Genomic DNA, 19,800 nt, shown 5'->3' with positions numbered 1-19,800 from the left:
CAAAATTAATTTTCGATATCAGCGACGGCCACACCGAATCCATCTAGACCCATGTTGTTGCCGTTGTAAAACATGTATCGCTTGTCCTTCACCGTCAATAAACTTGGGTAACACAGATGATTGCTGTCCCATCCCCGCCGGGACAGCGTCAGTTCAAAGGTCTCATCGTGGCGTTGCCATTGCACCCCATTGCTTGATAACGCTTTGCCCGGAAAATACTCACCCGTCGTGGTGCCCTTGGTGTAGTACATTTCAAAGCCCGTGAGGGTTTTGTACACCCGTGGCCTACCGATCCTGTATTCAGGTCGCCTCGGAGTGATGCACAACTGCCCATTGCGGGGCACTTCCAGTAAATCGGAGGCTTCGCAGTAACAAATCTCATACTGCGGGTAGGGTTTCCCGTCGATCATTTCCCAATTGTCGCCGCGTGCAAACCACAACTTCCAGCGGCCTTCGTCAAACATCGCGGTGTGCACCGCGCCAATGGTAGTTTGGCTTGCTGCTCGGCCCAAAATGGGTGCAGGGCTTACACGCTCAAAGTGCTCGCCCTTTGCATCGGCCAATGCCAAGCCAGTGAATGCCAAAAACTTCGCCTTCTTCACCAGCTGAAAACCCACGTAAAACATGTGCCATTGACCGTTGTGCCACACCACATCGCCCAAAATCACGCCGTTGTCGTCAAAGCAGCCATCTGTGCCAATATCCAGAACTGGTTGTTCAGAGACTTTCAACACCTCCAACGGATTGTCAGGGTTTAGGTCCACGTAGCCTATGCGGCTCACCCCTGCGTCATCGCGAAACCCGGCATAAACTCGAATATGGCCATCGGGGTGCAGCACGGGCGTGGGGGTTAAAGCCGAATGTTTGGCCCAATTGCTGGTGTGGTCACTGGTGCGAAACACCAACCCCAATTTCTGGAATTCCATTATTAAATGTCCGTATCCAGGCTGCTTTTTCCAGGAACAGGCCTGGCCGGGCTGCCAACCACAATGCGCTCGGGCTCAACACTTTTGGCGACTAGCGCCCCAGATCCTACCAGTGCAAGCGCACCAATCGTGATGTGGTCATTCAAGGTGGCATTGACCCCCAAAAAAGCGCTTTCCCCAATGGTGCAGTAACCAGATACCACCACATGTGAAGCCAAAAATGCGTGATCTTGAATCACTGTTCGGTGTCCGATGTGGTTGCCGCTCCACAGAATGCAGTTATTGCCAATGCTGACATAAGGTTGAATCACATTGTTTTCGAAAATAAAGGTGTTCTCACCTACTTTGGCGTTGCGCCAAACAAATGCATTCGAGCTTACGTAGCTTGCCAAAGTACAGCCACGTTCTTTCAGTTCAGTGTAAAAACGCTTTCTCACCGAATTCATCTTCGAGGCCGGAATAGCAACAAAAAAATGGTGATTGATCGCCGGAAAGTGGATTTCCAGTTCCTCGTAGGGGACCACGGGCAACCCTTCCAGGGTTTGATCTTTCAGGTAATCTTTTTCGACGGCAAATCCCACAACCTCGTAATCGGAATCGAAGGTGAAATATTGGTACGCAATCAGCGCAAATTCGCCTGCGCCAATCAACACCAGTTTCTTACTCATGACCGTGCTCCTTGCTTCACGCGTTCTAGAAATTCATCATGGTTGCGAATGTAATCGCTGGGGTCGTACAGTTTGCTGGCAAATACCACCAACACACAATCGTCCGTGAATTGGGTCATCTCGCGCCAAATCATCGGCCCTAAATAAAGCCCGGTGTTTGGCTGGTTTAGTTTAACTGTGTGGCGCTCCAAGCCGTTGTCCAGCACAAAATGGCAGCTACCAGAGACACACACAGCCACTTGCTCCAGATCAGCATGGGCATGAAAGCCCCTGTCAATGTGGGGTTGTGTTCCGTAAATGAAATACACCCGCTTCACCTCGAAAGGCAGCTCTTTGCCCACCTCGAGTGGTGTCAACCAACCACGCTCGTCGCCAATCGCTTTAAATGTCAGCAGTTTCGTATTTCTCATAACAACTTGGCCCAGTTCCCGGCGAATAGGTGTGCGGTGAGCCTCGCGTTTTCAGTGTCGTTCTTCAACCAGCGCCGCGGTGCTATAACCTGCTTGTCTGGGTGGGTATTTAGCCACGCGGCGGTCCAGCCAAAACCGCTGTTGCTCATCACAGTGTGTGTGCAGCGGCTCATTAGCAGCAGGTCTTCATGGTTGGCAAGCCCCTTCACCACAAGGCTTTTCATGCCCAGCTTAGGCTGGAGTGTTTCCTCTACCCAAGTTGGGTCGTCCGTAAACAGAAAGAACTGTGCGTTTGGGTGTTGCGCCGTTAGACTTTCCGTGGCCTGCAAAAAATAGCCAAGCGGCGTAATTTCGTGAAAGGTGCTTGCATGCGGGTTACTCAAAAAATCTCCTCGCCGTACATGCACCGCCACCGAATTGGGCATGCTATCGATCTTTTCCAGTAGGCGTTGCGCTTCTTCACAGAGCGCAATCACGGGCTGCATCTCGGTAAGCAAGTGTTGCCGGTACGCTCTGAAATATGCATCGCCTGCCCATTCCCCGGCCAAGTAAATGTTGTCGGGTAAACGTTCAAAGTCTTCAGGAGCCATGAAGCTGGTTTTAATCACCTTTCGCCCCGGTATACGCCAACTCGCGCTGCGTTCTAGCTTGTCAAAAACCCGGTTTAGCAGCGCTGGGCCCTGAATACTACGAATTTCCGCTGCACTGGCCTTTTCTGCCCGTATTGCGTATTTGTGAAGCTGGTATTCCCAGGGGGTATCTACATCGTTTCGTTGCTCAAACCAGCTTAGGTCCAGTTTAAGGGCGGTGCTATGTCGCAAAGCCAATGCGCGCCCCACGGCATACTTGTGCAACTGGCTGGCTAATCCGCCCACAATTCTAACGACGATCAAATCAGTTCCTCGTAACGTACAGGCTGGACAGCCCCAGCATGTACTTTGTAAAGTGCGTCGCAACGGGCCACTGTGCCAATACGGTGAGCCACGATCACAATCGTCAACCGCCCATGCAAATCTGCAATCGCTCCCATCACTTCATTTTCTGTGTCGTTGTCCAGCGCGCTCGTGGCCTCGTCCAGAACCAAGACTGTTGGTTCGTGGTACAAGGCCCTGGCAATGCCAATACGCTGGCGCTGTCCTCCAGACAAACGTACTCCCCGTTCTCCCACTGGGGTGTTTAGACCCTGTTCCAGTGATGCAACAAAGCTCCCCAGTTGAGCCATATCCACTGCCTTTTGCATTCGAGCAAGGTCAATCTCGGCGTCTGGTATGCCAAATGCAATGTTGTGTGCCAGGGTGTCGTCCGTCAGGTAGATATGCTGGGGCACATAGCCTAATTGCTTTTGCCAGCCGCGCACATTAGCGTGCAGTGATTGACCGTCGACTTCAATCACGCCTTCATTGGGTTCCAGCAAACCCAGCAGCAAGTTCAGCAGGGTACTTTTCCCGGCGCCGCTCTCGCCTACAATGCCCACGGTCTGCCCAGCCGCAATTTTAATCGATACACCATGTAGTGCCTGTTTACCTGCATCAGGATATGCAAAGCCCACATTGCGCAATTCAATACTACGTTCAAAGGAAACGGGATCAATCGCGTTATTCAGGCCTTGGTTTCTTTGTAGGGTTTCGCACTGTTGGAGTTCATCAAACAATACATTCAAGCCCGCATGGGAATAGCGTATGGACTGTAACGCGCCCATAATGCGATTGGCCGAAGGCACCAAGCGAAATGCCGCCACGGAGAACAAGCCAAACAGAGGGATAAGTTCAGCTGTACTGCGCCCTGCAAATTGCGAAGCCAGCACGGCTACCCCCAAGGTCAACATGGCCACAAACTCTAGTAAAAGGCGCGGCAGCGATTGCATGGCGGTTTGCAACTCGCCAACGCGGGCGCTTTCGGTGTTGTGTACCGCGTATTGATCGATAAAAAACTGTTCGCGCCCACTGAGCTTTACTTCCTTCGCCCCGCCTAGGCCCTGTTGAATGTGTTGTATACGTAGACCCTCGTGGTAGTGGCGGCGTTCGCCCCAGCCATGCACCATTTTGCGTGTTAGCCGGTAAAACGCCAAGCCGCTCAAGCCCCCCACCAGAATGATGAGTAAGGCCCCTGCAGGTTCCACTGCCAGCAACAACACCCCAAGGCCCGCCAACACTAGCAGCTCAGTGGCTAACACCAAGGCTGGTAATACCGCCCCAAAGGTAAACTGATTGGTTTCGTTAATCGCATTGCGTATTAGCTGGGCTGAGTTGCGCTGCAAATGAAACGAATAGGGCTGAAGTAAATACCCCTTGAACAAGCGGGCCGATACGTCGGCTTGTAGGCGAAAAGCGAACGCAGCCTGCCTGTAGGCCAACCAAACCAAAAAAAAACCTTTGATCAAAAAAAGTAGCACCAACACAAACACAGCCAGCAAACCTGGGTGTATTTGCATGGATTGCGCCCATTGCACTGCTGCATGCACCCAGGGGTGTTGGTTTTCGGCTTGGCCCTGCAACACCGACACCACTGGTGCCACGCTGCCAATGCTTAGGGTTTCAAGGCCCGCGCCCGCAAGCATGGCCAGCAATAACACCACCGTGTTACGGCGCTGCGCTCTAGAAAGCAAGCTGGCAATCTTTTTCATCGGGTCACCAGGCTGGTTAAATAGCGACCATAGGCGTTTTTCTCCAGTGGCTTGGCCAGCTTTAGCACTTGTTCATTGCTAATCCAGCCTTGAGCGTGAGCAATCTCCTCAGGGCAGCTCACCATCAAGCCTTGTCGTCGTTGGATGGTGTGAATGAAGGTGGCTGCATCCAGCAAGCTGTCATGCGTACCCGTATCCAACCAGGTGTAACCGCGGCGCATCACCTCAACCTTTAGTTCACCACGCTCCAGATACAATCTGTTCAGATCCGTAATTTCAAGTTCGCCTCGGGATGATGGCGTCAGGTTTCTCGCCATATCAGGGGCTTTTGCGTCATAAAAATACAAACCTGTTACTGCGTAATTGCTTTTTGGGTTTAGCGGTTTTTCCTCAATGCTAGTGGCGTGGTGATATTCGTCAAAGCCCACCACCCCATAGCGCTGAGGGTCGTGCACGTGGTAAGCAAACACGGTGGCCCCATGCTGCTGTTTGCCAGCGTTGTGAAGCAATTCGGCCAGTGCGTGACCATAAAAAATATTGTCGCCCAAAACAAGGCAACTTTGGCTACCTGCTAAAAATGGCTCAGCAATTGTCAGCGCCTGAGCAATGCCCTTGGGTTCAGCCTGCTCAGCGTATTCAAAATGCATACCCCATTGACTGCCGTCTCCCAGAAGCGCTTTAAAAAGGGGTAAGTCCGCCGGGGTGGAAATTATCAATACTTCTTGAATACCAGCCAGCATTAGCGTGCTCAGAGGGTAATACACCATGGGCTTGTCGTACACCGGCATCAGCTGTTTAGATATCGCCATCGTAACCGGGTACAGCCGGGTTCCGTTGCCACCAGCCAGCAAAATGCCTTTTCTCTTTATCATCAAGCAGTTCCAGAGTAAACATATTCAAAGCGGGCGATGATAACCCGTTCGCGGTTTTGTGTCAGCCGCGAAAACCAAGGGTTCAGCAGCGGTTCAACAAGTTCCTTATGGTATCTGCAAGCAGGCCGTTGTCTGTGGTCAAGCTCGAATGGAAAATAAATTAATTCCATCACATATCAGCCCCTTTTTTGCCTGCCCTGCGCCACGGTGCTAGGGTGGGGTTTATGTCAAACCACACAGGTTAAAACCGTGTTCCGCATCTTGCCAGCCTTGGTGTTGCTGCTTTGCCTTTCTCCCCGGTCGTCGGAGGCTTTCGTGTTCAGAAAAATTGTGTACTGCTCGCCCATCGAGGGTGTTGTTCATTGGCAGGGTAAGCCTTTGGCCAATGTGCTGGTAACCCGCCAGCTACACAGTGGAGGTTTCGACAGTGGCAAATTCACCGACTCCACTACGACCAGCGGCGCTGGTCAATTCAAGTTTGCGGTTGTTCAAGAGCGACGCCTGTTCAGCCCCGATTTGTTGTCTGCAAACCCCAGAGTCAGTCAATTTTTGATCGTGAGGCATCAAGAGTTTGATTACTTGGTGTGGAGTTTCGACAAGCTCAACTTCAATCTGGGGAGCGAGGCTGTCGGCGGGACACTGAAGATTGACTGTGATCTTTCAACATTTGAGCCGGGTTCTGATTTGCGTGTAGTGCGCTGCAAAAACAATGGAGTAAGACAATATGAATGAATTAAACCCAACGCAAATCCATGATCTCTCCCGGATTGCTTACAACTCACAGTCGGCTGAAAAATGAATGCCAACCACGTGCACCGCGTGGCCAACGAGGCCGACGTGGTCACCATGGTGCCTTGCTACCCCTTTGTGCACTCGCCCTACGTGCACGGCACCTACCTGCTCGATGGTGGCTGGCTCAAAATAAACCCCATGGTGCACAGGCTTGGCGATGGCTATGCCAGCATGCTGGGCGCGGTGATGGCTTACCTGGGGCGCTCCTCGGTGGTATTGGCCAACGCATCGGCGGCCACCATACGCTGGGTGTTTGGGCTGCTGGACCAGTCGGTCACCACCATGGATATTCGCCGGATAATTCGTGGTCCAAATATTTTTTGGCTTTATGCAAAAAGTGGTTGAAAGTTTGCTTTTCTCTAATTTCCAAACCGTCTGTACCGAGCAAAATTTGCTCCAATCGAAGTGGTTCGGTTTTGGGCTCGATGATCAATTTTGGATACAACGCAGCAAAAGGCTCCTTGCTGTATTAGGCCAGATGATATAAACGTAGTTTAATAGGTTTATTTTATTAAAATTAACTCACATGAGGCTGCTATGCAAACCTACAACATTCACGAGGCTAAAACGCAGCTTTCTAAACTGGTCGAAATGGCGGCCAAGGGTGAATCGTTTGTGATTGCCAAGGCAGGTAAGCCAATGGTGAAGGTGACTGCACTAGACACACCTGAATCGTCGCAAATGAAGCGATTCGGTTTTATGGCCGGGGAGATCAAGGTACCAGAAGACTTCAACACCATGGGTGCGGATGAAATTCAACACCTGTTCGAGGGCCAAGAGTGAAACTGCTGCTGGATACCCATCTGCTAATTTAGGCAGCGCAGGGCATTGAGCGGTTGCCAGCGGGTGCTCGTGTACTGATGGCCGACCCGGAAAATGAATTGCTCTTTAGCGTAGCGAGCATATGGGAAGTTGCCATTAAAAGCGGGCTAAACCGGCAAGATTTTCAGGTTGATGCGCGTATGCTACGCAGGGGTCTAATCGACAACGGATATGTCGAATTGCCGATACTCAGCGAACACGCGGTTGCAATCGATGCTCTGCCCTCAATTCATAAAGACCCGTTTGACAGACTGCTGATTGCTCAAGCAAGGGTCGAGGGAATCATATTGCTGACCGACGACTCGACGGTAGCCCAGTATCAAGCCTCTATAAGGCTCGCTTGACCCCAATCTTTCAAGGCGCAATGGTGGTCAATCGAATTCCTACGGTTGCTGCCTATTGCACATAGCCGCGCTGTTCCTGAACAAACTGCCCATAGAGCAAGTCTGCAACTTCCCTTGTGGCATCAGAAAGCAGGTCGTTGTTGGTGGTCAGCGCTGTCTAAACCGTCAATTTGTTTGCAGCGCCAAGTAGCCCATTGAGTATGCTGTCAGCAGTGTGTATTGGAAATTCCTCGGGCAACATGGTGCGCACCGTGCGCACCACATCTGGAGTCTTCTCAATCAAATTGTCCAGTACCGCTTCAACACCCTGACCGTTTGGAGCCACCACACCATGTTCCGTTCCCACAGCCACCCAGTGCCTGCGCACAATATCTTGCATGTTCCAGTGCGGGTTTTTCGACCGCACGGCCATGGCCATCTTCGCCTTGAATGGCGACAACTGGTGCGCACCGTTGCCAATGACTGGGTAGGCTGAAAGCACATCGTACAAGGGGGTCAGTTCGTAAGTTCCACTTCGCCGGATGAAAATACTGAAGTTCTTTGCATGCCCGTCGGTGGCGCGAAGCATCCAGAAAAGCACCTGCGCCTGAAAAAACAAGCGCCGGTCACGATCCGGGTTTTGAGACGTTGCCAGCAGATTCATGATGCTACGAATGCCCGGGCCACCGTCGGATTCGTATTTCAAATGCGGTGGTGTTGCTGTGGCCTGGCACATGTCTTCCTGCGGCAAACGTACCAGCCACCTTTGACCCTTTTCATCGGTTTGCCACTGGCGGTCAAAGCGCTCCACAGCCAGTACTTTTATGTCCTCAAACTGAAGGATTTGCGTGGGTGCAACGGGCAAGCCAAATGCCTCCAGAATTTTCGAGCACAGCCACTCGTTTTCAACCGAGTCGCGCATATCTACTTTCAGGTTGCCAACCAGGCCCAGTGGAAGTTTGAGTATGTGCGTTGTCGGTGTCGATCCATGTGGCAAACACCATCGCTCATTCAGCCACACCAGTGCAGTCTTCTCCTGCGCGCCTGCAATCGATATGCGAAAGTCAGTGTCACCTTTTTCCGGGTTAACCAGGGTATTGGGTGATAAGGTGTGGCGAAGCAATTGCGCAATTTCAGCCTCTTTCAGCGGGGTCGCCCGTACCTCTTTAATACCTTCGGGTGGGTTTGCATCTGGAAGTATTTGAAGGGCGCCCACGCAATCGCGTCCTATTTCTGCCAGCAAAGGGAACGCCTGTGTAGAACCCACCTTAAACTGGCGTGCCACGCGTTCGCGAATTTCCTGGCTGTCGGGCAATAAATTCTCGAAATAGGTGCGCACCGCATCGCTTTGATGTGGTGGATTGCCCGGTGTAAATGGCAGCGACAAAGACAATGGGCGCCCTTGCCCCGAGGCTAACCAATTGTGGTCGTACTGCAGGGTTTCGCCAGCGTGGGGACGCGTGCTCCAGGTGCCCACCAATTCACCATTCATCCACAAATACAGGGTTTGTTTGTGATTTCGTCGCCCCATGCTTCACCAATCCTGACTGGTTGGTGGGTTTGGAGGACTAAATTCATTCGCCTTGCGCATCACCAGCTCTACGCCCAGAATGCTCAGAAGTGCCAGCAATCGGTCGGCACTCACTTTCTTTGCATTTCTTTCCAGGGCCGACAAGGTTTGTTGGGTAATGCCCAAGCGAATCGCAACTTCAGACTGGGTCATGCCAGCTTGCCTGCGAAAGGATTGAAGCAGTGAACCCAGTTGGTCTGCAGTGCGCAATGGAAATTCGTTCATACAAATTTTGAGCTGTATCTTTAATTTACAAATTCTATTGTGTAAATTTTGAATACGCAAAAAAATTTGTATTGCATGAATGCATCATTGCATGTAACCCCTAGGAGTTACACCCCCAGCCCCTTTTTTGCCTGCCCCGCGCCACGGTGCTAGGGTGGGGTTTATGTCAAACCACACAGGTTAAAACCGTGTTCCGCATCTTGCCAGCTTTGGTGTTGCTGCTTTGCCTTGCTCCCCTGTCGTCGGAGGCTTTTGTGTTCAAAAAAATTGTGTACTGCTCGCCCATCGAGGGTGTTGTTCATTGGCAGGGTAAGCCCTTGAGCAATCTGGTCGTGACCCGAGAACTCTACAGCGGCGGATTTGAAGGCGGTAAACACACTGACACTGCTATTACAGCTAAGGACGGCTGGTTCAAGTTTGATGTTGTTCAGGAGCGCAGGTTTTTAAGACCAGATCTGTTGTCGGCAAATCCAAATATTTCTCAGCTCTTGTGGCTTTTGCACGATGGGCAAAGGTATGCAATTTGGTCTCACACCAAATATGACTTTACCGAGAAAAGTGAAACAAATGCGGGAGTCATCAGAATCGATTGCGACCTATCCGCCTACGAGCAATATGACCACGGCCGGATTGTCCGATGCCAACACAAAGGGAATATCTAACATGAATCAATTAACACCCGATCAAATTTATTTACTCTCTGATGGCGCTTACAAAGCCAAGGGAAGGGACTTGGCTGCGCTGAAAGATCAGTTGGGAATCTCGATGCCATTTATTGATTTGAATTCTTTGAAACTGATCACCGCCACCTCAGGCCTGATCACCCCGGTATCCAGCGGCTTTGGCTTCATGGCGCAGCTCAACGGCGGGCGCTCTCGCGAAATCGTAATCGCCACCCGCGGCACGCAATCTTTGCCCGATGTGGGCACCGACCTCAACACCATTCCCGCCCCCGGCCCCACCGGGCACTACATCCACAAAGGGTTTGGCACCACCTTCAAAAGCTATGTGCGCCAGCTCAATGAATTCATCAAGCTACAAAACCTGGGCTTCACCCCCAGCGCAGTGCACTGCATGGGCCACAGCCTGGGTGGTGCGTTGGCCAACCTCAATGCCGCAGCGTGTGCCGAGCTGGGCTTGAACTCTTACCTGTACACCGTGGCCTCGCCCCGCGTGGGCTTGGTGCCTTATGCCGAGCACCTGAGCAAAAAAATGAATGCCAACCATGTGCACCGCGTGGCCAATGAGGCCGACGTGGTCACCATGGTGCCTTGCTACCCCTTTGTGCACTCGCCCTACGTGCACGGCACCTACCTGCTCGATGGCGGCTGGCTCAAAATAAACCCCATGGTGCACAGGCTTGGCGATGGCTACGCCAGCATGGTGGGCGCAAGCTGGCAGCAACTGCAAAGCACAAGCCGGGGCAAGCAACAGCACCTTGAAAACTCCATGTACCCGGCCCACAACAAAGGAGCAGGGCCCTTTGAGCAACTCATCAAAGTGCCCGGTGCCATGTTCAGCGGCCGAATGCTCAAACTCATCAACATGGCCATACACGACATGCTCAGCCGACTGGGCGCGCAAAGCCTCCTGAGCGTAGGCCACTATGGCTCGGGCGCATTCACGGTACTCGATCAAATGTCAGAAATTCTGGCCCGCTACGCCCAGGCCAGCCTTCGGGCCAAAAAAGAGGTCGCTGGCATGCTGGGGGCGGTGATGGCTTACCTGGGGCGCTCCGCGGTTGTGTTGGCCGACGCATCGGCGGCCACCATACGCTGGGTGTTTGGGCTGCTGCACCAGTCGGTCACCACCATGGCCAGGCAGGCGCTGCAACTGTTGGCGCGCTAACCTCGCGGCGCAGCTTCTATTGCATTTACGGTGAATAACACCCATAATCGCCGCATAAATGGCGGAGATTAAATGTATATTTGGCAGCAAAGCGATTGGCCCAACTGGAGTTTTGATTTGGCAGCACTGGCAGGCCCAATCGCAGAGGTTAGCCGAGCTCAGGGTCTTTTGCTGGGTCGCCTGGCAGACGTTGGTCTTTCCCTACGTGACCAAGCCAGCTTGGCTGCCTTGTCAGAAGATGTTCTTAAAACCAGCGAGATTGAGGGCGAAGCCTTAAACGCAGACTCCGTGCGCTCTTCCATCGCTCGGAGGTTGGGCGTGGACATTGGTGCCTTGGCACCCATTGACCGTCATGCCGAAGGTGTGGTCGACATGGTTTTAGACGCAACCACCAATGCCAAGGCTGCGCTCACACAAGAGCGTTTGTGCAGTTGGCATGCGGCCTTGTTTCCAACCGGTTATTCCGGGATGTCGAAAATCAAGGTAGGCCAATGGCGCGATGATACTGCAGGCTTGATGCAGGTCGTCTCTGGCCCCATGGGGCGCCAGAAGGTGCACTTCGAAGCCCCTCCTGCAGACCGAATTCCCGCTGAAATCGGTAAATTTTTAGCTTGGGCCAACGGTCCGGAAAGCGAGCCGCCTCTACTTAGGGCCGGGCTCGGTCATCTGTGGTTTGTCACGCTGCACCCTTTTGATGACGGTAACGGCCGCATTGCCAGAGCCGTGGGGGATTTGCTGCTTTCTCGTGCCGAGTGCAGCCCGCAGCGCTTCTACAGCCTGTCAGCCGAAATTCAGCGAAAGCGCAAGGCCTACTATGAAATGTTGGAGCGTACGCAAAAGGGCACATTGGATGTAACCGAGTGGCTGCTGTGGTACTTGGAAACCTTGCAAGGTGCAGTTGACCAAGCGCAGCTTACACTTAATTCTGTGCTGGCCAAGTCCCGCTTTTGGCAGCACTGGTGCGCTGTTCCGCTTAACCAGCGGCAGATAAAACTGCTGAACAAATTGCTTGATGGCTTTGAGGGCAAGTTAACCACCAGCAAATGGGCTGCCATTGCCAAATGCTCGCAAGACACTGCATTGCGAGATATTACTGACCTGCTTGCTCATGGCGTGTTGATCAAGTCACCTGCCAATGGCCGAAGCACCAGTTACCAGCTGGCTGCCCTGCCGCAATAATTCGCAACGCCCACAAGCACACAGAGCCATCATTGCGCGCAGAAAAATTTGATTTTCACGCCACCCAGTCTTCGGTTGGCAGTTCGGCCACCCTCGCAAACGCTTTTGTGTTGTGCGTTACTAGAGTTGCGCCCACGGCCAAAGCATGGCATGCAATCCACAGGTTATTTCCTCCGATGGGGGTTCCTGCATCTTTCAAGCGTGTGAACTGTTTGGCGTAGTGTTCGCATATGGCCGTGCCCTGGGGGTAGAGTACCGGATCTTGCCTTGTCAGTAGTTCCAGCCGTTGAAGAGTATCGGCCTTGCGGGTGCTTCGCTCAGCGCCTTTTAGCAGTTCTGCCCAGGTCACAAAGCCCATGCTTCCAGCGCTGCCACAAATTCGCTGTCAATACTGCCCAATGCCTGAATACGTAATCAGTATTTAATCGTCCTGGCAACGGCCTTCTGGGCAGTTTGTCTAATCCCCCCCCTCATTTGTGGAGGGGGTATATTTGCCCCCTTGTTTGTGCAAATGCAAAATACCCAAAAGGCGCAGCATTTGTAAGTATTGCCTTTATTTTTCAAGGGTATTTTTTCATATATTGCGGGTTCTAAACGCCCCGGCACCCCCAATTCAAGGGGCTTTGGCATAGGTTGTGGTTGGCAAGGCCCAAGGCCAGCAACAGCCCCACAGGTGCCTTTCTACCCCAATGGTGCTATATTGGTTACCCCTGTGGAAATTCATTAAACCGCCATGTTGCGGTAGCACAATACAACAAGCATAAATATCCAACCCACAGGGCATTGCAGTTTTAAAGCATTACAGGTTTATTGCCGGGCGCCCTTGGCTTGGCCATTACACGCAGCTAAACACTTGCAAGCAAAAGGAGCACTATGCACACCTTCGAAGCATACCTATCGTTGTGGCCAGCACTGCTGGCAGGCGCTTTGGGTTCATTCGCCTGTTGTGTGCTGTTGGTCGCCACCAAGCAATGGCACGGCGCATTCAGTATGGATTCTGCACAGGGCGTGCAAAAATTTCACACCACCCCAACACCCCGCGTGGGCGGTTTGGCGCTGTTGGCGGGGGCTTTGGCAGCGTGGTTGGCCATGGCCAGTAGTTCGGGGTTGGCGCTTGCCGAGCAAACCACCCAACTGCTGGGCCTGCTTATGCTGGGTGCTTTGCCTGCCTTTGCTGCTGGCCTGGTTGAAGACATTACAAAAAAAGTCAGCGTAAAAACCCGCCTGCTGGCCACCGGGGCCAGTGGTCTGTTGGCAGCACTGCTTACGGGGTACTTTATTCACACCGTGCACATTCCCGGGGTAGATTGGTTGCTTGCACTGGCCCCAGTGGGTGTTTTGTTCACAGCGTTTGCAGTGGCGGGCATTGCCAACAGCGTAAACATTATTGATGGTTTTAATGGCCTGGCCAGCGGTGTGGTTGTGCTTATGCTGCTTACCCTGGCCTACATTGCCATGCGCGCTGGCGATCCCGTGGTGGCCAACCTGGCCTTGGTGGGCGCGGCCATTGTGTTTGGTTTTATGTTGGTGAACTACCCGCGGGGCTACATATTCCTTGGCGATGCCGGTGCTTACACCTTGGGTTATTTTGTGGCCATGCTGGCGGTGGCGCTGGTGGTGCGCAACCCGCACGATGTATCGCCCTGGGCCATGTTGCTGGTGTGCGGCTACCCATTCATCGAGACCATGTTCAGCATTTACCGCCGCATTAGCCGCAAACGCCGCCACAACCCCGGTGCACCCGATGCCAGCCATTTGCACAGCTTAATCTACCGCCGCGTGGTTAGCCGCCGTTTGCTGCCCGGCGCACCCGCTTGGCAACGCAATGCTTACACATCCCCATTTTTGTGGGTGTATGCCTTTGTGCCCATGCTGGGCGCCATGTTTTGGCCTCAAAGTTTGGGCATGGTGGTGGCTTGGTTGGTACTCAGCTTTTTTATTTACCAGCGCATGTACAAGCGCATGGTTCGCTTGGGTATTTATTTTCGCAAACGCAAATCGGCCTAAATGCGCCTAAGGGGGGCAGCTTGCCCCTCGGTTTGGTTTATTTTTACGCAGTTACTCCATTTACTTCCGGGTTCACAATGCAAGGGTTTACCAAAGCGCTGTTGGCGCTTGTTGTTTCGTTTGTTGGCTTGGCTGGTGTTGCACACGCCCAATCCCAAAGCAGCAGCCAGCAACTTCCTTTCCCCTTTTCCAATGCGCCCAGCGCCACCGCCCGCCAAGGGGGCGAGGTGCCAGTCATGGGAGGGGCTTCCCAAGGCGGCATGGGCGCAAACCCCTTTGCTTCCATAAGCCAAACACAAGCCAGCGCGGCTGCACCCGTTGCAGATCAAGCTCCCCAGCCGCTCAACGCCAATAAACCCCTTACTCCCTTCCAGCAATTTGTTTTAGAGGCCACTGGTCGCCGTCTGCCCAATTTTGGTGACTCTGCGCTGCAAAAAGAACTTCCCCGCGACCGTGGTAATCAGCCTGTGGCCACCGATTACGAAATTGGCCCCGGTGACGAAATTAATATTCGCGTGTGGGGTGCCATCAACATCAATACCCGCGCTGTGGTAGACCGCGAAGGCCAGCTCAGCATACCCACCGTGGGCACCTTCCCAGTGGCCGGGGTACGTGCCAGCGGGCTAGACGACTTTTTAAAAGCCGAAATGGGCAAGGTGTATAAAAACTTCAACCTAAGCGCCAGCCTCGGCAAACTGGGTGGGGTAAACATTTATGTGGCTGGCCAAGCCCTGTTGCCCGGCATGCACACTGTTAGCAGCACCAGCACGCTGGCTTCAGTGCTGTTTAACGTGGCCCAGCCCGGCATCAACGGCAGCTACCGCAACGTGCAACTAAAGCGTGGTGGGCAAACCGTTGCCAGTTTCGACCTGTATCAACTGCTTCGCGAAGGGGTGCTCACTGGCGACCGCAAATTGCAAAGCGGCGATGTGGTGTTTGTTGGCTCTGCAGGCCCGCGCGTGGCGCTTAACATTGAAGGCCCAGCCGCTGCAATTTTTGAGCTAAAGCCTGGCGAAACCTTAAGTGATGTGTTGGCCTTAAGCGGTGCAGACACCACACTGCTTCGGCAAGACACGGTGCTGCTCGAAGGTTTTAACCCCAGCAACCCCGCCGCCCCGCGTGCGGTGGAGCAGTTGGCTTACCAACGTGCTGTAAACGAAGTAAAACTAAAAGACGGTGACATTGTGACGCTGTTTGCCGTGCGGCGCGAATTTGCCAACGCGGTTACGCTGAAAGGCGCTGTGGCAGACCCAGCGCGCTACCCTTACATGCCGGGCATGACCGTGGCCGACCTTATACCCAATACCGATGTGCTTATTCAGCCTTCGTACTTTAAAAAGAAAAACGCACTCGTGGGTGTGGTTGAAGAAGCCGAGGAGCAAGAAAAAAACACCGCGCCCAGCAACCTCCAACAAGTGCTGGCCAAAGAGAACAACCCCGATTCCCGTATCGAGGTCATTCGCGAAACGGTTCGTTCCCTGGTGGATCAAATTAACTGGGAATACGCTGTAATCGAGCGCTTGGACAAACGCGAAATTAAGCCCTTGGTGGTGCCATTCAATTTAAAAAAGGCCATGGCACGCGACCCGCAGCACAACCTGGTGCTGCAGCCTGGCGATATTGTGACGGTGTTTAGCACCAAAGATGCAGATATTCCAAAATCCCGCAAAACCGCCTTGGTGAAGGTGGTGGGCGAGGTTAAGTCCCCGGGGTTTTACCAGGTGGTGCCCGGCGAAACCCTGCGCGATGTGTTGGTTAAAGCAGGTGGCCTAACCGAAGACGCTTATTTGTTTGGTACGCGCCTGATGCGCAAAAGCATTCAGCAACAGCAAGAGGAGCAATACCAACGCGCCTTGGAACAAGCCGAGCGGCTGTTGTTGGCCGCCAGCAATTCCAATGCGGCCTCAGCCTTAAATGCCGCCGATGCAGCCAATGTACAAGCCCAAACGCAAAAGCAACAGCTTTACCTGGAGCGGCTTAAAACCCGCCGGCCCGATGGGCGCGTGGTGCTCGACGTGCCTCCCAAAGCCATGGCCATTGCAGAGCTTCCCCCCTTGGTGTTGGACGATGGCGACACCATCACCATACCCACAGTGCCGGGGCAGGTCGGTATATTCGGCAGTGTATTTACCCAAGGCGCGTTCGCCTACGAGGGCGGCAAAACCGTGTTTGATTACCTGAACATGGCCGGCGGCGCCGCCAAGAGCGCAGACGATGGCTCTATTTTTGTGCTGCGCGCCAACGGCACGGTAGACAGTGCCCAGCAAGGCTGGGTGCCGTTTGTAAGCGGCTTGCATGGCCGCCGTGCCTTGCCCGGCGATGTAATTTATGTGCCAGAAGATTTCGAGCGCGTGTCGTTTATGAAAGGTCTGCTCGATATTTCGCAAATTTTCTACCAAGTGGGCTTGGGGGCTGCGGCCATCAAGGCCATTCAAGATTAAGGCGGGGCGCAGCATGAACACACCCCAAACCCCAACCCCCCAGTTTGACTATGCAGAAGAAGACGAAATCAGCCTGCTAGAGCTGGGCACCACCCTGGGCGAAGAAAAAAAGCTCATCTTTGGCCTTCCTTTTGTGGCCGGCATTGTGGCCATTGTGGTTAGCCTGTTGCTTACCCCCATTTACACCGCCAAAACCACTTTGCTGCCCCCCCAAAGTGGCGGCGGTGGCGCCGCTGCCGCCCTGGCCAGCCTGGGTGGCTTGGCCAACCTGGCCGGTATTTCTGCCGGTGGCACCACGGCAGACACCGTGGTGGGCATGCTTAAAAGCCGCAGTATTAAAGATGCGGTCATCGACCGCCTTGGCCTAATAGAACGCTATGAAGCCGAAATGCGGCAAGACGTGTACTTAAAGCTAGATCAGCTTGTGCGCGTTAGCAGCGACAAAAAAAGCAATTTGATTACGCTAGAAGTGGACGACGAAGACCCCGCCTTTGCCGCCCAAATGGCCAATGTGTATTTTGAAGAACTGCAAGCCTTAATGACCCGTGTGGCGGTTACCGAGGCCCAACAGCGCCGGCAGTTTTTTGAGCAACAATTTGCCCAAGCCAAAGACGAACTTGCCAAGGCAGAGGTGGCGCTTAAAGAAACCCAAGAACGTACTGGCCTGGTGGAGCTTAAAAGCCAGGCCGAGGCCACCATTGGGGCTGTGGCCCGCCTGCGGGCCGAAATTGCACAGCGCGAGGTGCAACTGGCCGCCATGCGCACCTTTGCCACGGCCGAAAATGCAGACTACCGCCGCGTGGTGGCTGAGCTCAATGGTTTAAAGGCCGAACTGCGCAAATTGGACAAAGGCGCAGAGGGCAGCGAGCTTGGTTTGGTGTCTGCTGGTAACCTGCCCGAACAAGGCTTGGCTTATGTGCGGGCCCTGCGCGAGGTAAAGTACCAAGAAGCCATATTCGAAATTATGGCCAAGCAATTTGAACTGGCCAAGGTGGACGAAGCCAAAGACGGCGGCAACGTGCAGCAGCTAGACGCTGCCACCCCGCCCGAGCGCAAAAGCAAGCCCAAACGCGCCATGATTGTGGTGGTGGCGGTGCTGGCGGCAGGCTTTTTGGCGGTGCTTATTGCATTGCTTAAAGGGGCCATGCGCAACGCCAACAGGGACGAGCAGCAGCAAAGCCGCTTACAGGCCTTTAAACGCGCATGGGGTTTTAAGGCATAAAAAGGTTGCCTGCGCCCCATGAATATGGGGTGGTTTAATTCATGTATTTGTTGTACTGTTTAGTTCGTGCGCATTTATTATGAAATTCCTACCCTAGGGAGAACAAGATGAAGAAATTTTTGGCGATTATTTCCATGCTGGCATTCAGCGGCGTGGCCATGGCCCAGTCTGAAGCTGGCGGTGCAGCCGCTGGTAGTGGTGGTGCCGGTGCTGGCGCGGGTGGTGCCGCCGCTGGTAGCGGCGCAGCCGGTGCAGGTGCTGCAGGCGCTGGCGCAGCGGGTGCTGGTGCCGCAGGTGTTGGCGCTGGAGTGGCCGGCGGTGTTGCGGCAGGCGGTTTGGCTGTGGGCACCCTTGCAGCGGTAGCTGTGGGTGTGGCTGCGGCGGTTGCCATCACTAACGACGACCAGACTGCCACCGCCACTGCCACTGCAACAAGCACGCAGTAAGCTATACACGCTTGGTTGTTGCAAAAGGGCCCGTTGTGGGCCCTTTGTTTTTTATTCTTTTACTGGTTTTGTATTTTATTTAATCACTCAATGTTTGTTCCTTATGCGGCGCAATTTACTTTCACTGCTGTTTGCCATGTTTTTCATCTCTGGCTGCACCAGCTTGGGCGGTGCGGCTGTGGGTGCTGCACAGGCTTATTGGAACACCCGCAACCCACCCAGCTACGCACACGTGCCCTTGCAGCCCAACATCACTTACCTAGAGGTACACGCGCCCAGTAGCAGCGCGCTCATGGTGCTTGCCGAGGTATATACACCGCAGCCCAGCGGCAGCGCTGTTGCCCCCAGTGTAGAAACCTGGGTAAGCGGTAGTGGCGAACTGCTACGCACACAAAGCGGTTTTGTGGTGGGCAGCGCTGGGGTGCCTTATTTGCCGCAGGTGGCGCAAACCGAGTGGGCCGGCTTTGGTGCGCCATTAAGCTTGGCAGTGCACATGCCTAGCACTGGTGTGCATGGTTTAGCGCTGCAATGGAATGTGGTTGATGTGCCCGGCGCTTTGCTCAACAAACCAAGCCCCTTGCTTAAGCGTGCCCAGCAGGTGCAAGGTTTGCAATACAAGGCTTGGCAGGCCAATGCCACCGACGGGGGCAACGCCCCCAATGCCACACAACCCATATTTCAATTGGTGGCCACCCACCCCAACACCCGCAACCTGGTGTATGGGCAGTATTGCGTAGGCGGTTTGGCCCAAGGCCAATGCATAGAATATTTGCTGCGTACCGCAGCCAGCAACTTATAAACACATTGATGAAGCCTAGCCTTATTTATATGGCGGTGTTGGCCGCGCTGACCACACCCACAGCAGCCCATGCAGCACCGCCTGCATCTTCTGCCCAAGCAACGCCAGGCAGCCCAGCCAGTGGCGGCACCCTTGCCACCCCGCAAGCTGCAATACAGGCCGGTGAGCGTTTGTCGGTTTACCTGCGCCGCAATGGCTTGCTACCCAGCGTGGCCAATGGCCAGCAAACCTATTTGCCTGCGCTTAGCTTGCAGCGGCAAGCGCTGCTGCCAAAGCAGCAGCTGGCCCGCACCCAGTTACTTACCTTATTAAAAACTAACAACTCAACACAGGGTAGTGCCTACACCCAGTTGGTAGAAAGGCTGCCCGCCACTGGCCGCCTGGTGCTGCCAAACACCGATGCAGACTTTTTGGCCCTTAACCCCCAGCTAGACCCCAAGCTGCAACCCGGTGATGTGGTGCACATACCCGCTCAGCCAAACCATGTGCTGGTGGTGGGCGGTGCTGGCCCCTGCCCAGTGGCTTACCAAACCGGTGTAGAGGCACATGCCTATGTGGCCCAATGCATTCGCAATGCCCCATGGTGGCAGCTGGGGCAAGCGGTAGACCAGGTGTGGCTGGTGCAAC

21 protein-coding genes and 1 pseudogene are annotated in these 19,800 nt (G+C 53.9%); 13 read left to right on the top strand and 9 right to left on the bottom strand.

Annotated features, from left to right (window positions below; all coding sequences use genetic code 11):
- Window positions 1–5: 5 nt before the first annotated feature.
- The 6 genes from ACEQU8_RS12960 to rfbA are packed head-to-tail and all read right to left on the bottom strand — an operon-like array spanning window position 6 to window position 5,496.
- Window positions 6–926 carry a hypothetical protein gene (locus ACEQU8_RS12960; protein ID WP_370264157.1) on the bottom strand — a complete coding sequence of 307 codons (921 nt, stop codon included), beginning with the start codon at window positions 924–926 and terminating at the stop codon, window positions 6–8.
- A 2-nt stretch (window positions 927–928) separates the two neighbouring features.
- Complete coding sequence (locus ACEQU8_RS12955) at window positions 929–1,594, bottom strand: acetyltransferase (RefSeq protein WP_370264156.1); 666 nt, start codon at window positions 1,592–1,594, stop codon at window positions 929–931.
- Window positions 1,591–2,004, bottom strand: coding sequence for an FdtA/QdtA family cupin domain-containing protein (locus ACEQU8_RS12950; RefSeq protein WP_370264155.1), 414 nt, complete (start codon window positions 2,002–2,004; stop codon window positions 1,591–1,593). The genes ACEQU8_RS12955 and ACEQU8_RS12950 overlap by 4 nt, the downstream gene beginning before the upstream one ends.
- Window positions 2,001–2,897, bottom strand: a complete 897-nt coding sequence (locus ACEQU8_RS12945) for an alpha-1,2-fucosyltransferase (protein ID WP_370264154.1) — start codon at window positions 2,895–2,897, stop codon at window positions 2,001–2,003. The genes ACEQU8_RS12950 and ACEQU8_RS12945 overlap by 4 nt, the downstream gene beginning before the upstream one ends.
- Window positions 2,894–4,627, bottom strand: coding sequence for an ABC transporter ATP-binding protein (locus ACEQU8_RS12940; protein ID WP_370264152.1), 1,734 nt, complete (start codon window positions 4,625–4,627; stop codon window positions 2,894–2,896). The genes ACEQU8_RS12945 and ACEQU8_RS12940 overlap by 4 nt, the downstream gene beginning before the upstream one ends.
- On the bottom strand, window positions 4,624–5,496 hold the full coding sequence (gene rfbA / locus ACEQU8_RS12935) for a glucose-1-phosphate thymidylyltransferase RfbA (RefSeq protein ID WP_370264220.1): 873 nt from the start codon (window positions 5,494–5,496) through the stop codon (window positions 4,624–4,626). Before rfbA ends, ACEQU8_RS12940 begins: the two co-directional genes overlap by 4 nt.
- A 318-nt stretch (window positions 5,497–5,814) precedes the next feature.
- On the opposite strand from rfbA, the gene ACEQU8_RS12930 reads away from it, so the two are divergent.
- The 4 genes from ACEQU8_RS12930 (at window position 5,815) to ACEQU8_RS12915 (ending at window position 7,457) form a co-directional block, all read left to right on the top strand.
- Window positions 5,815–6,231 (top strand): DUF6795 domain-containing protein, encoded by a 417-nt coding sequence (locus ACEQU8_RS12930; RefSeq protein ID WP_370264151.1) that lies wholly within the window; start codon window positions 5,815–5,817, stop codon window positions 6,229–6,231.
- A 63-nt stretch (window positions 6,232–6,294) separates the two neighbouring features.
- A complete protein-coding gene (locus tag ACEQU8_RS12925; RefSeq protein ID WP_370264150.1) occupies window positions 6,295–6,636 on the top strand; it encodes a hypothetical protein in 342 nt (113 codons plus the stop codon).
- Between the two features lie 192 nt (window positions 6,637–6,828).
- Window positions 6,829–7,074, top strand: a complete 246-nt coding sequence (locus ACEQU8_RS12920) for a type II toxin-antitoxin system Phd/YefM family antitoxin (RefSeq protein ID WP_370264149.1) — start codon at window positions 6,829–6,831, stop codon at window positions 7,072–7,074.
- A gap of 77 nt (window positions 7,075–7,151) precedes the next feature.
- Window positions 7,152–7,457, top strand: a complete 306-nt coding sequence (locus ACEQU8_RS12915) for a type II toxin-antitoxin system VapC family toxin (RefSeq protein WP_370264147.1) — start codon at window positions 7,152–7,154, stop codon at window positions 7,455–7,457.
- A gap of 157 nt (window positions 7,458–7,614) precedes the next feature.
- Here the strand turns inward: ACEQU8_RS12915 and ACEQU8_RS12910 are convergent, their stop codons facing one another.
- Together ACEQU8_RS12910 and ACEQU8_RS12905 are read right to left on the bottom strand one after the other, a co-directional pair.
- A complete protein-coding gene (locus tag ACEQU8_RS12910) occupies window positions 7,615–8,967 on the bottom strand; it encodes a type II toxin-antitoxin system HipA family toxin (RefSeq protein ID WP_370264146.1) in 1,353 nt (450 codons plus the stop codon).
- A gap of 3 nt (window positions 8,968–8,970) precedes the next feature.
- Window positions 8,971–9,231: a helix-turn-helix domain-containing protein gene (locus ACEQU8_RS12905; RefSeq protein ID WP_370264145.1), complete on the bottom strand. Its 261-nt coding sequence runs from the start codon at window positions 9,229–9,231 to the stop codon at window positions 8,971–8,973.
- A gap of 188 nt (window positions 9,232–9,419) precedes the next feature.
- Here ACEQU8_RS12905 and ACEQU8_RS12900 point away from each other — a divergent pair, with 188 nt between their 5' ends.
- From ACEQU8_RS12900 to ACEQU8_RS12890, 3 genes are all read left to right on the top strand, one after another.
- Complete coding sequence (locus tag ACEQU8_RS12900; RefSeq protein ID WP_370264144.1) at window positions 9,420–9,893, top strand: DUF6795 domain-containing protein; 474 nt, start codon at window positions 9,420–9,422, stop codon at window positions 9,891–9,893.
- Between the two features lies 1 nt (window position 9,894).
- Complete coding sequence (locus ACEQU8_RS12895) at window positions 9,895–11,079, top strand: lipase (protein WP_370264142.1); 1,185 nt, start codon at window positions 9,895–9,897, stop codon at window positions 11,077–11,079.
- A 72-nt stretch (window positions 11,080–11,151) separates the two neighbouring features.
- Window positions 11,152–12,258: a Fic family protein gene (locus tag ACEQU8_RS12890; protein WP_370264141.1), complete on the top strand. Its 1,107-nt coding sequence runs from the start codon at window positions 11,152–11,154 to the stop codon at window positions 12,256–12,258.
- A gap of 55 nt (window positions 12,259–12,313) precedes the next feature.
- Here ACEQU8_RS12890 and ACEQU8_RS12885 read toward each other — a convergent pair whose 3' ends face one another.
- Window positions 12,314–12,616: a PIN domain-containing protein gene (locus tag ACEQU8_RS12885; protein WP_370264140.1), complete on the bottom strand. Its 303-nt coding sequence runs from the start codon at window positions 12,614–12,616 to the stop codon at window positions 12,314–12,316.
- Window positions 12,617–13,131: 515 nt separating this feature from the next.
- On the opposite strand from ACEQU8_RS12885, the gene ACEQU8_RS12880 reads away from it, so the two are divergent.
- The 6 genes and pseudogenes from ACEQU8_RS12880 to ACEQU8_RS12855 all read left to right on the top strand — a co-directional run.
- Window positions 13,132–14,265 carry a glycosyltransferase gene (locus ACEQU8_RS12880; protein WP_370264138.1) on the top strand — a complete coding sequence of 378 codons (1,134 nt, stop codon included), beginning with the start codon at window positions 13,132–13,134 and terminating at the stop codon, window positions 14,263–14,265.
- A gap of 77 nt (window positions 14,266–14,342) precedes the next feature.
- Window positions 14,343–16,706, top strand: a complete 2,364-nt coding sequence (locus ACEQU8_RS12875; RefSeq protein ID WP_370264137.1) for an SLBB domain-containing protein — start codon at window positions 14,343–14,345, stop codon at window positions 16,704–16,706.
- Between the two features lie 13 nt (window positions 16,707–16,719).
- The gene (locus ACEQU8_RS12870; RefSeq protein ID WP_370264136.1) at window positions 16,720–17,928 is read left to right on the top strand and encodes a GumC family protein; all 1,209 of its coding nucleotides are present in this window, start codon (window positions 16,720–16,722) and stop codon (window positions 17,926–17,928) included.
- Between the two features lie 107 nt (window positions 17,929–18,035).
- Complete coding sequence (locus ACEQU8_RS12865) at window positions 18,036–18,374, top strand: hypothetical protein (protein ID WP_370264135.1); 339 nt, start codon at window positions 18,036–18,038, stop codon at window positions 18,372–18,374.
- Between the two features lie 136 nt (window positions 18,375–18,510).
- Entirely contained in the window at window positions 18,511–19,173 is a 663-nt protein-coding gene (locus ACEQU8_RS12860; RefSeq protein WP_370264133.1) for a hypothetical protein, read from the top strand.
- 8 nt (window positions 19,174–19,181) lie between these two features.
- Window positions 19,182–19,800: pseudogene (locus ACEQU8_RS12855) on the top strand (hypothetical protein); the annotation flags it as partial.

Origin of the sequence: Limnobacter sp. (assembly GCF_964228395.1) — a bacterium.
In the GTDB taxonomy this organism is placed as follows: Bacteria; Pseudomonadota; Gammaproteobacteria; order Burkholderiales; family Burkholderiaceae_B; genus Limnobacter.
Note: the sequence above shows the minus strand (reverse complement) of the source record. Positions and strands in the feature narration are given on the sequence as shown.

What these genes read in the sequence shown, in the direction of transcription:
- ACEQU8_RS12885 (WP_370264140.1), bottom strand. Translation starts at nt 12,616, where the DNA reads ATGGGCTTTGTGACCTGGGCAGAACTGCTAAAAGGCGCTGAGCGAAGC.
- ACEQU8_RS12895 (WP_370264142.1), top strand. Translation starts at nt 9,895, where the DNA reads ATGAATCAATTAACACCCGATCAAATTTATTTACTCTCTGATGGCGCT.
- ACEQU8_RS12915 (WP_370264147.1), top strand. Translation starts at nt 7,152, where the DNA reads ATGGCCGACCCGGAAAATGAATTGCTCTTTAGCGTAGCGAGCATATGG.
- ACEQU8_RS12875 (WP_370264137.1), top strand. Translation starts at nt 14,343, where the DNA reads ATGCAAGGGTTTACCAAAGCGCTGTTGGCGCTTGTTGTTTCGTTTGTT.
- ACEQU8_RS12955 (WP_370264156.1), bottom strand. Translation starts at nt 1,594, where the DNA reads ATGAGTAAGAAACTGGTGTTGATTGGCGCAGGCGAATTTGCGCTGATT.
- ACEQU8_RS12865 (WP_370264135.1), top strand. Translation starts at nt 18,036, where the DNA reads ATGAAGAAATTTTTGGCGATTATTTCCATGCTGGCATTCAGCGGCGTG.
- ACEQU8_RS12880 (WP_370264138.1), top strand. Translation starts at nt 13,132, where the DNA reads ATGCACACCTTCGAAGCATACCTATCGTTGTGGCCAGCACTGCTGGCA.
- ACEQU8_RS12925 (WP_370264150.1), top strand. Translation starts at nt 6,295, where the DNA reads ATGAATGCCAACCACGTGCACCGCGTGGCCAACGAGGCCGACGTGGTC.
- ACEQU8_RS12920 (WP_370264149.1), top strand. Translation starts at nt 6,829, where the DNA reads ATGCAAACCTACAACATTCACGAGGCTAAAACGCAGCTTTCTAAACTG.
- ACEQU8_RS12860 (WP_370264133.1), top strand. Translation starts at nt 18,511, where the DNA reads ATGTTTTTCATCTCTGGCTGCACCAGCTTGGGCGGTGCGGCTGTGGGT.
- ACEQU8_RS12940 (WP_370264152.1), bottom strand. Translation starts at nt 4,627, where the DNA reads ATGAAAAAGATTGCCAGCTTGCTTTCTAGAGCGCAGCGCCGTAACACG.
- ACEQU8_RS12950 (WP_370264155.1), bottom strand. Translation starts at nt 2,004, where the DNA reads ATGAGAAATACGAAACTGCTGACATTTAAAGCGATTGGCGACGAGCGT.
- ACEQU8_RS12890 (WP_370264141.1), top strand. Translation starts at nt 11,152, where the DNA reads ATGTATATTTGGCAGCAAAGCGATTGGCCCAACTGGAGTTTTGATTTG.
- ACEQU8_RS12905 (WP_370264145.1), bottom strand. Translation starts at nt 9,231, where the DNA reads ATGAACGAATTTCCATTGCGCACTGCAGACCAACTGGGTTCACTGCTT.
- ACEQU8_RS12960 (WP_370264157.1), bottom strand. Translation starts at nt 926, where the DNA reads ATGGAATTCCAGAAATTGGGGTTGGTGTTTCGCACCAGTGACCACACC.
- ACEQU8_RS12870 (WP_370264136.1), top strand. Translation starts at nt 16,720, where the DNA reads ATGAACACACCCCAAACCCCAACCCCCCAGTTTGACTATGCAGAAGAA.
- ACEQU8_RS12910 (WP_370264146.1), bottom strand. Translation starts at nt 8,967, where the DNA reads ATGGGGCGACGAAATCACAAACAAACCCTGTATTTGTGGATGAATGGT.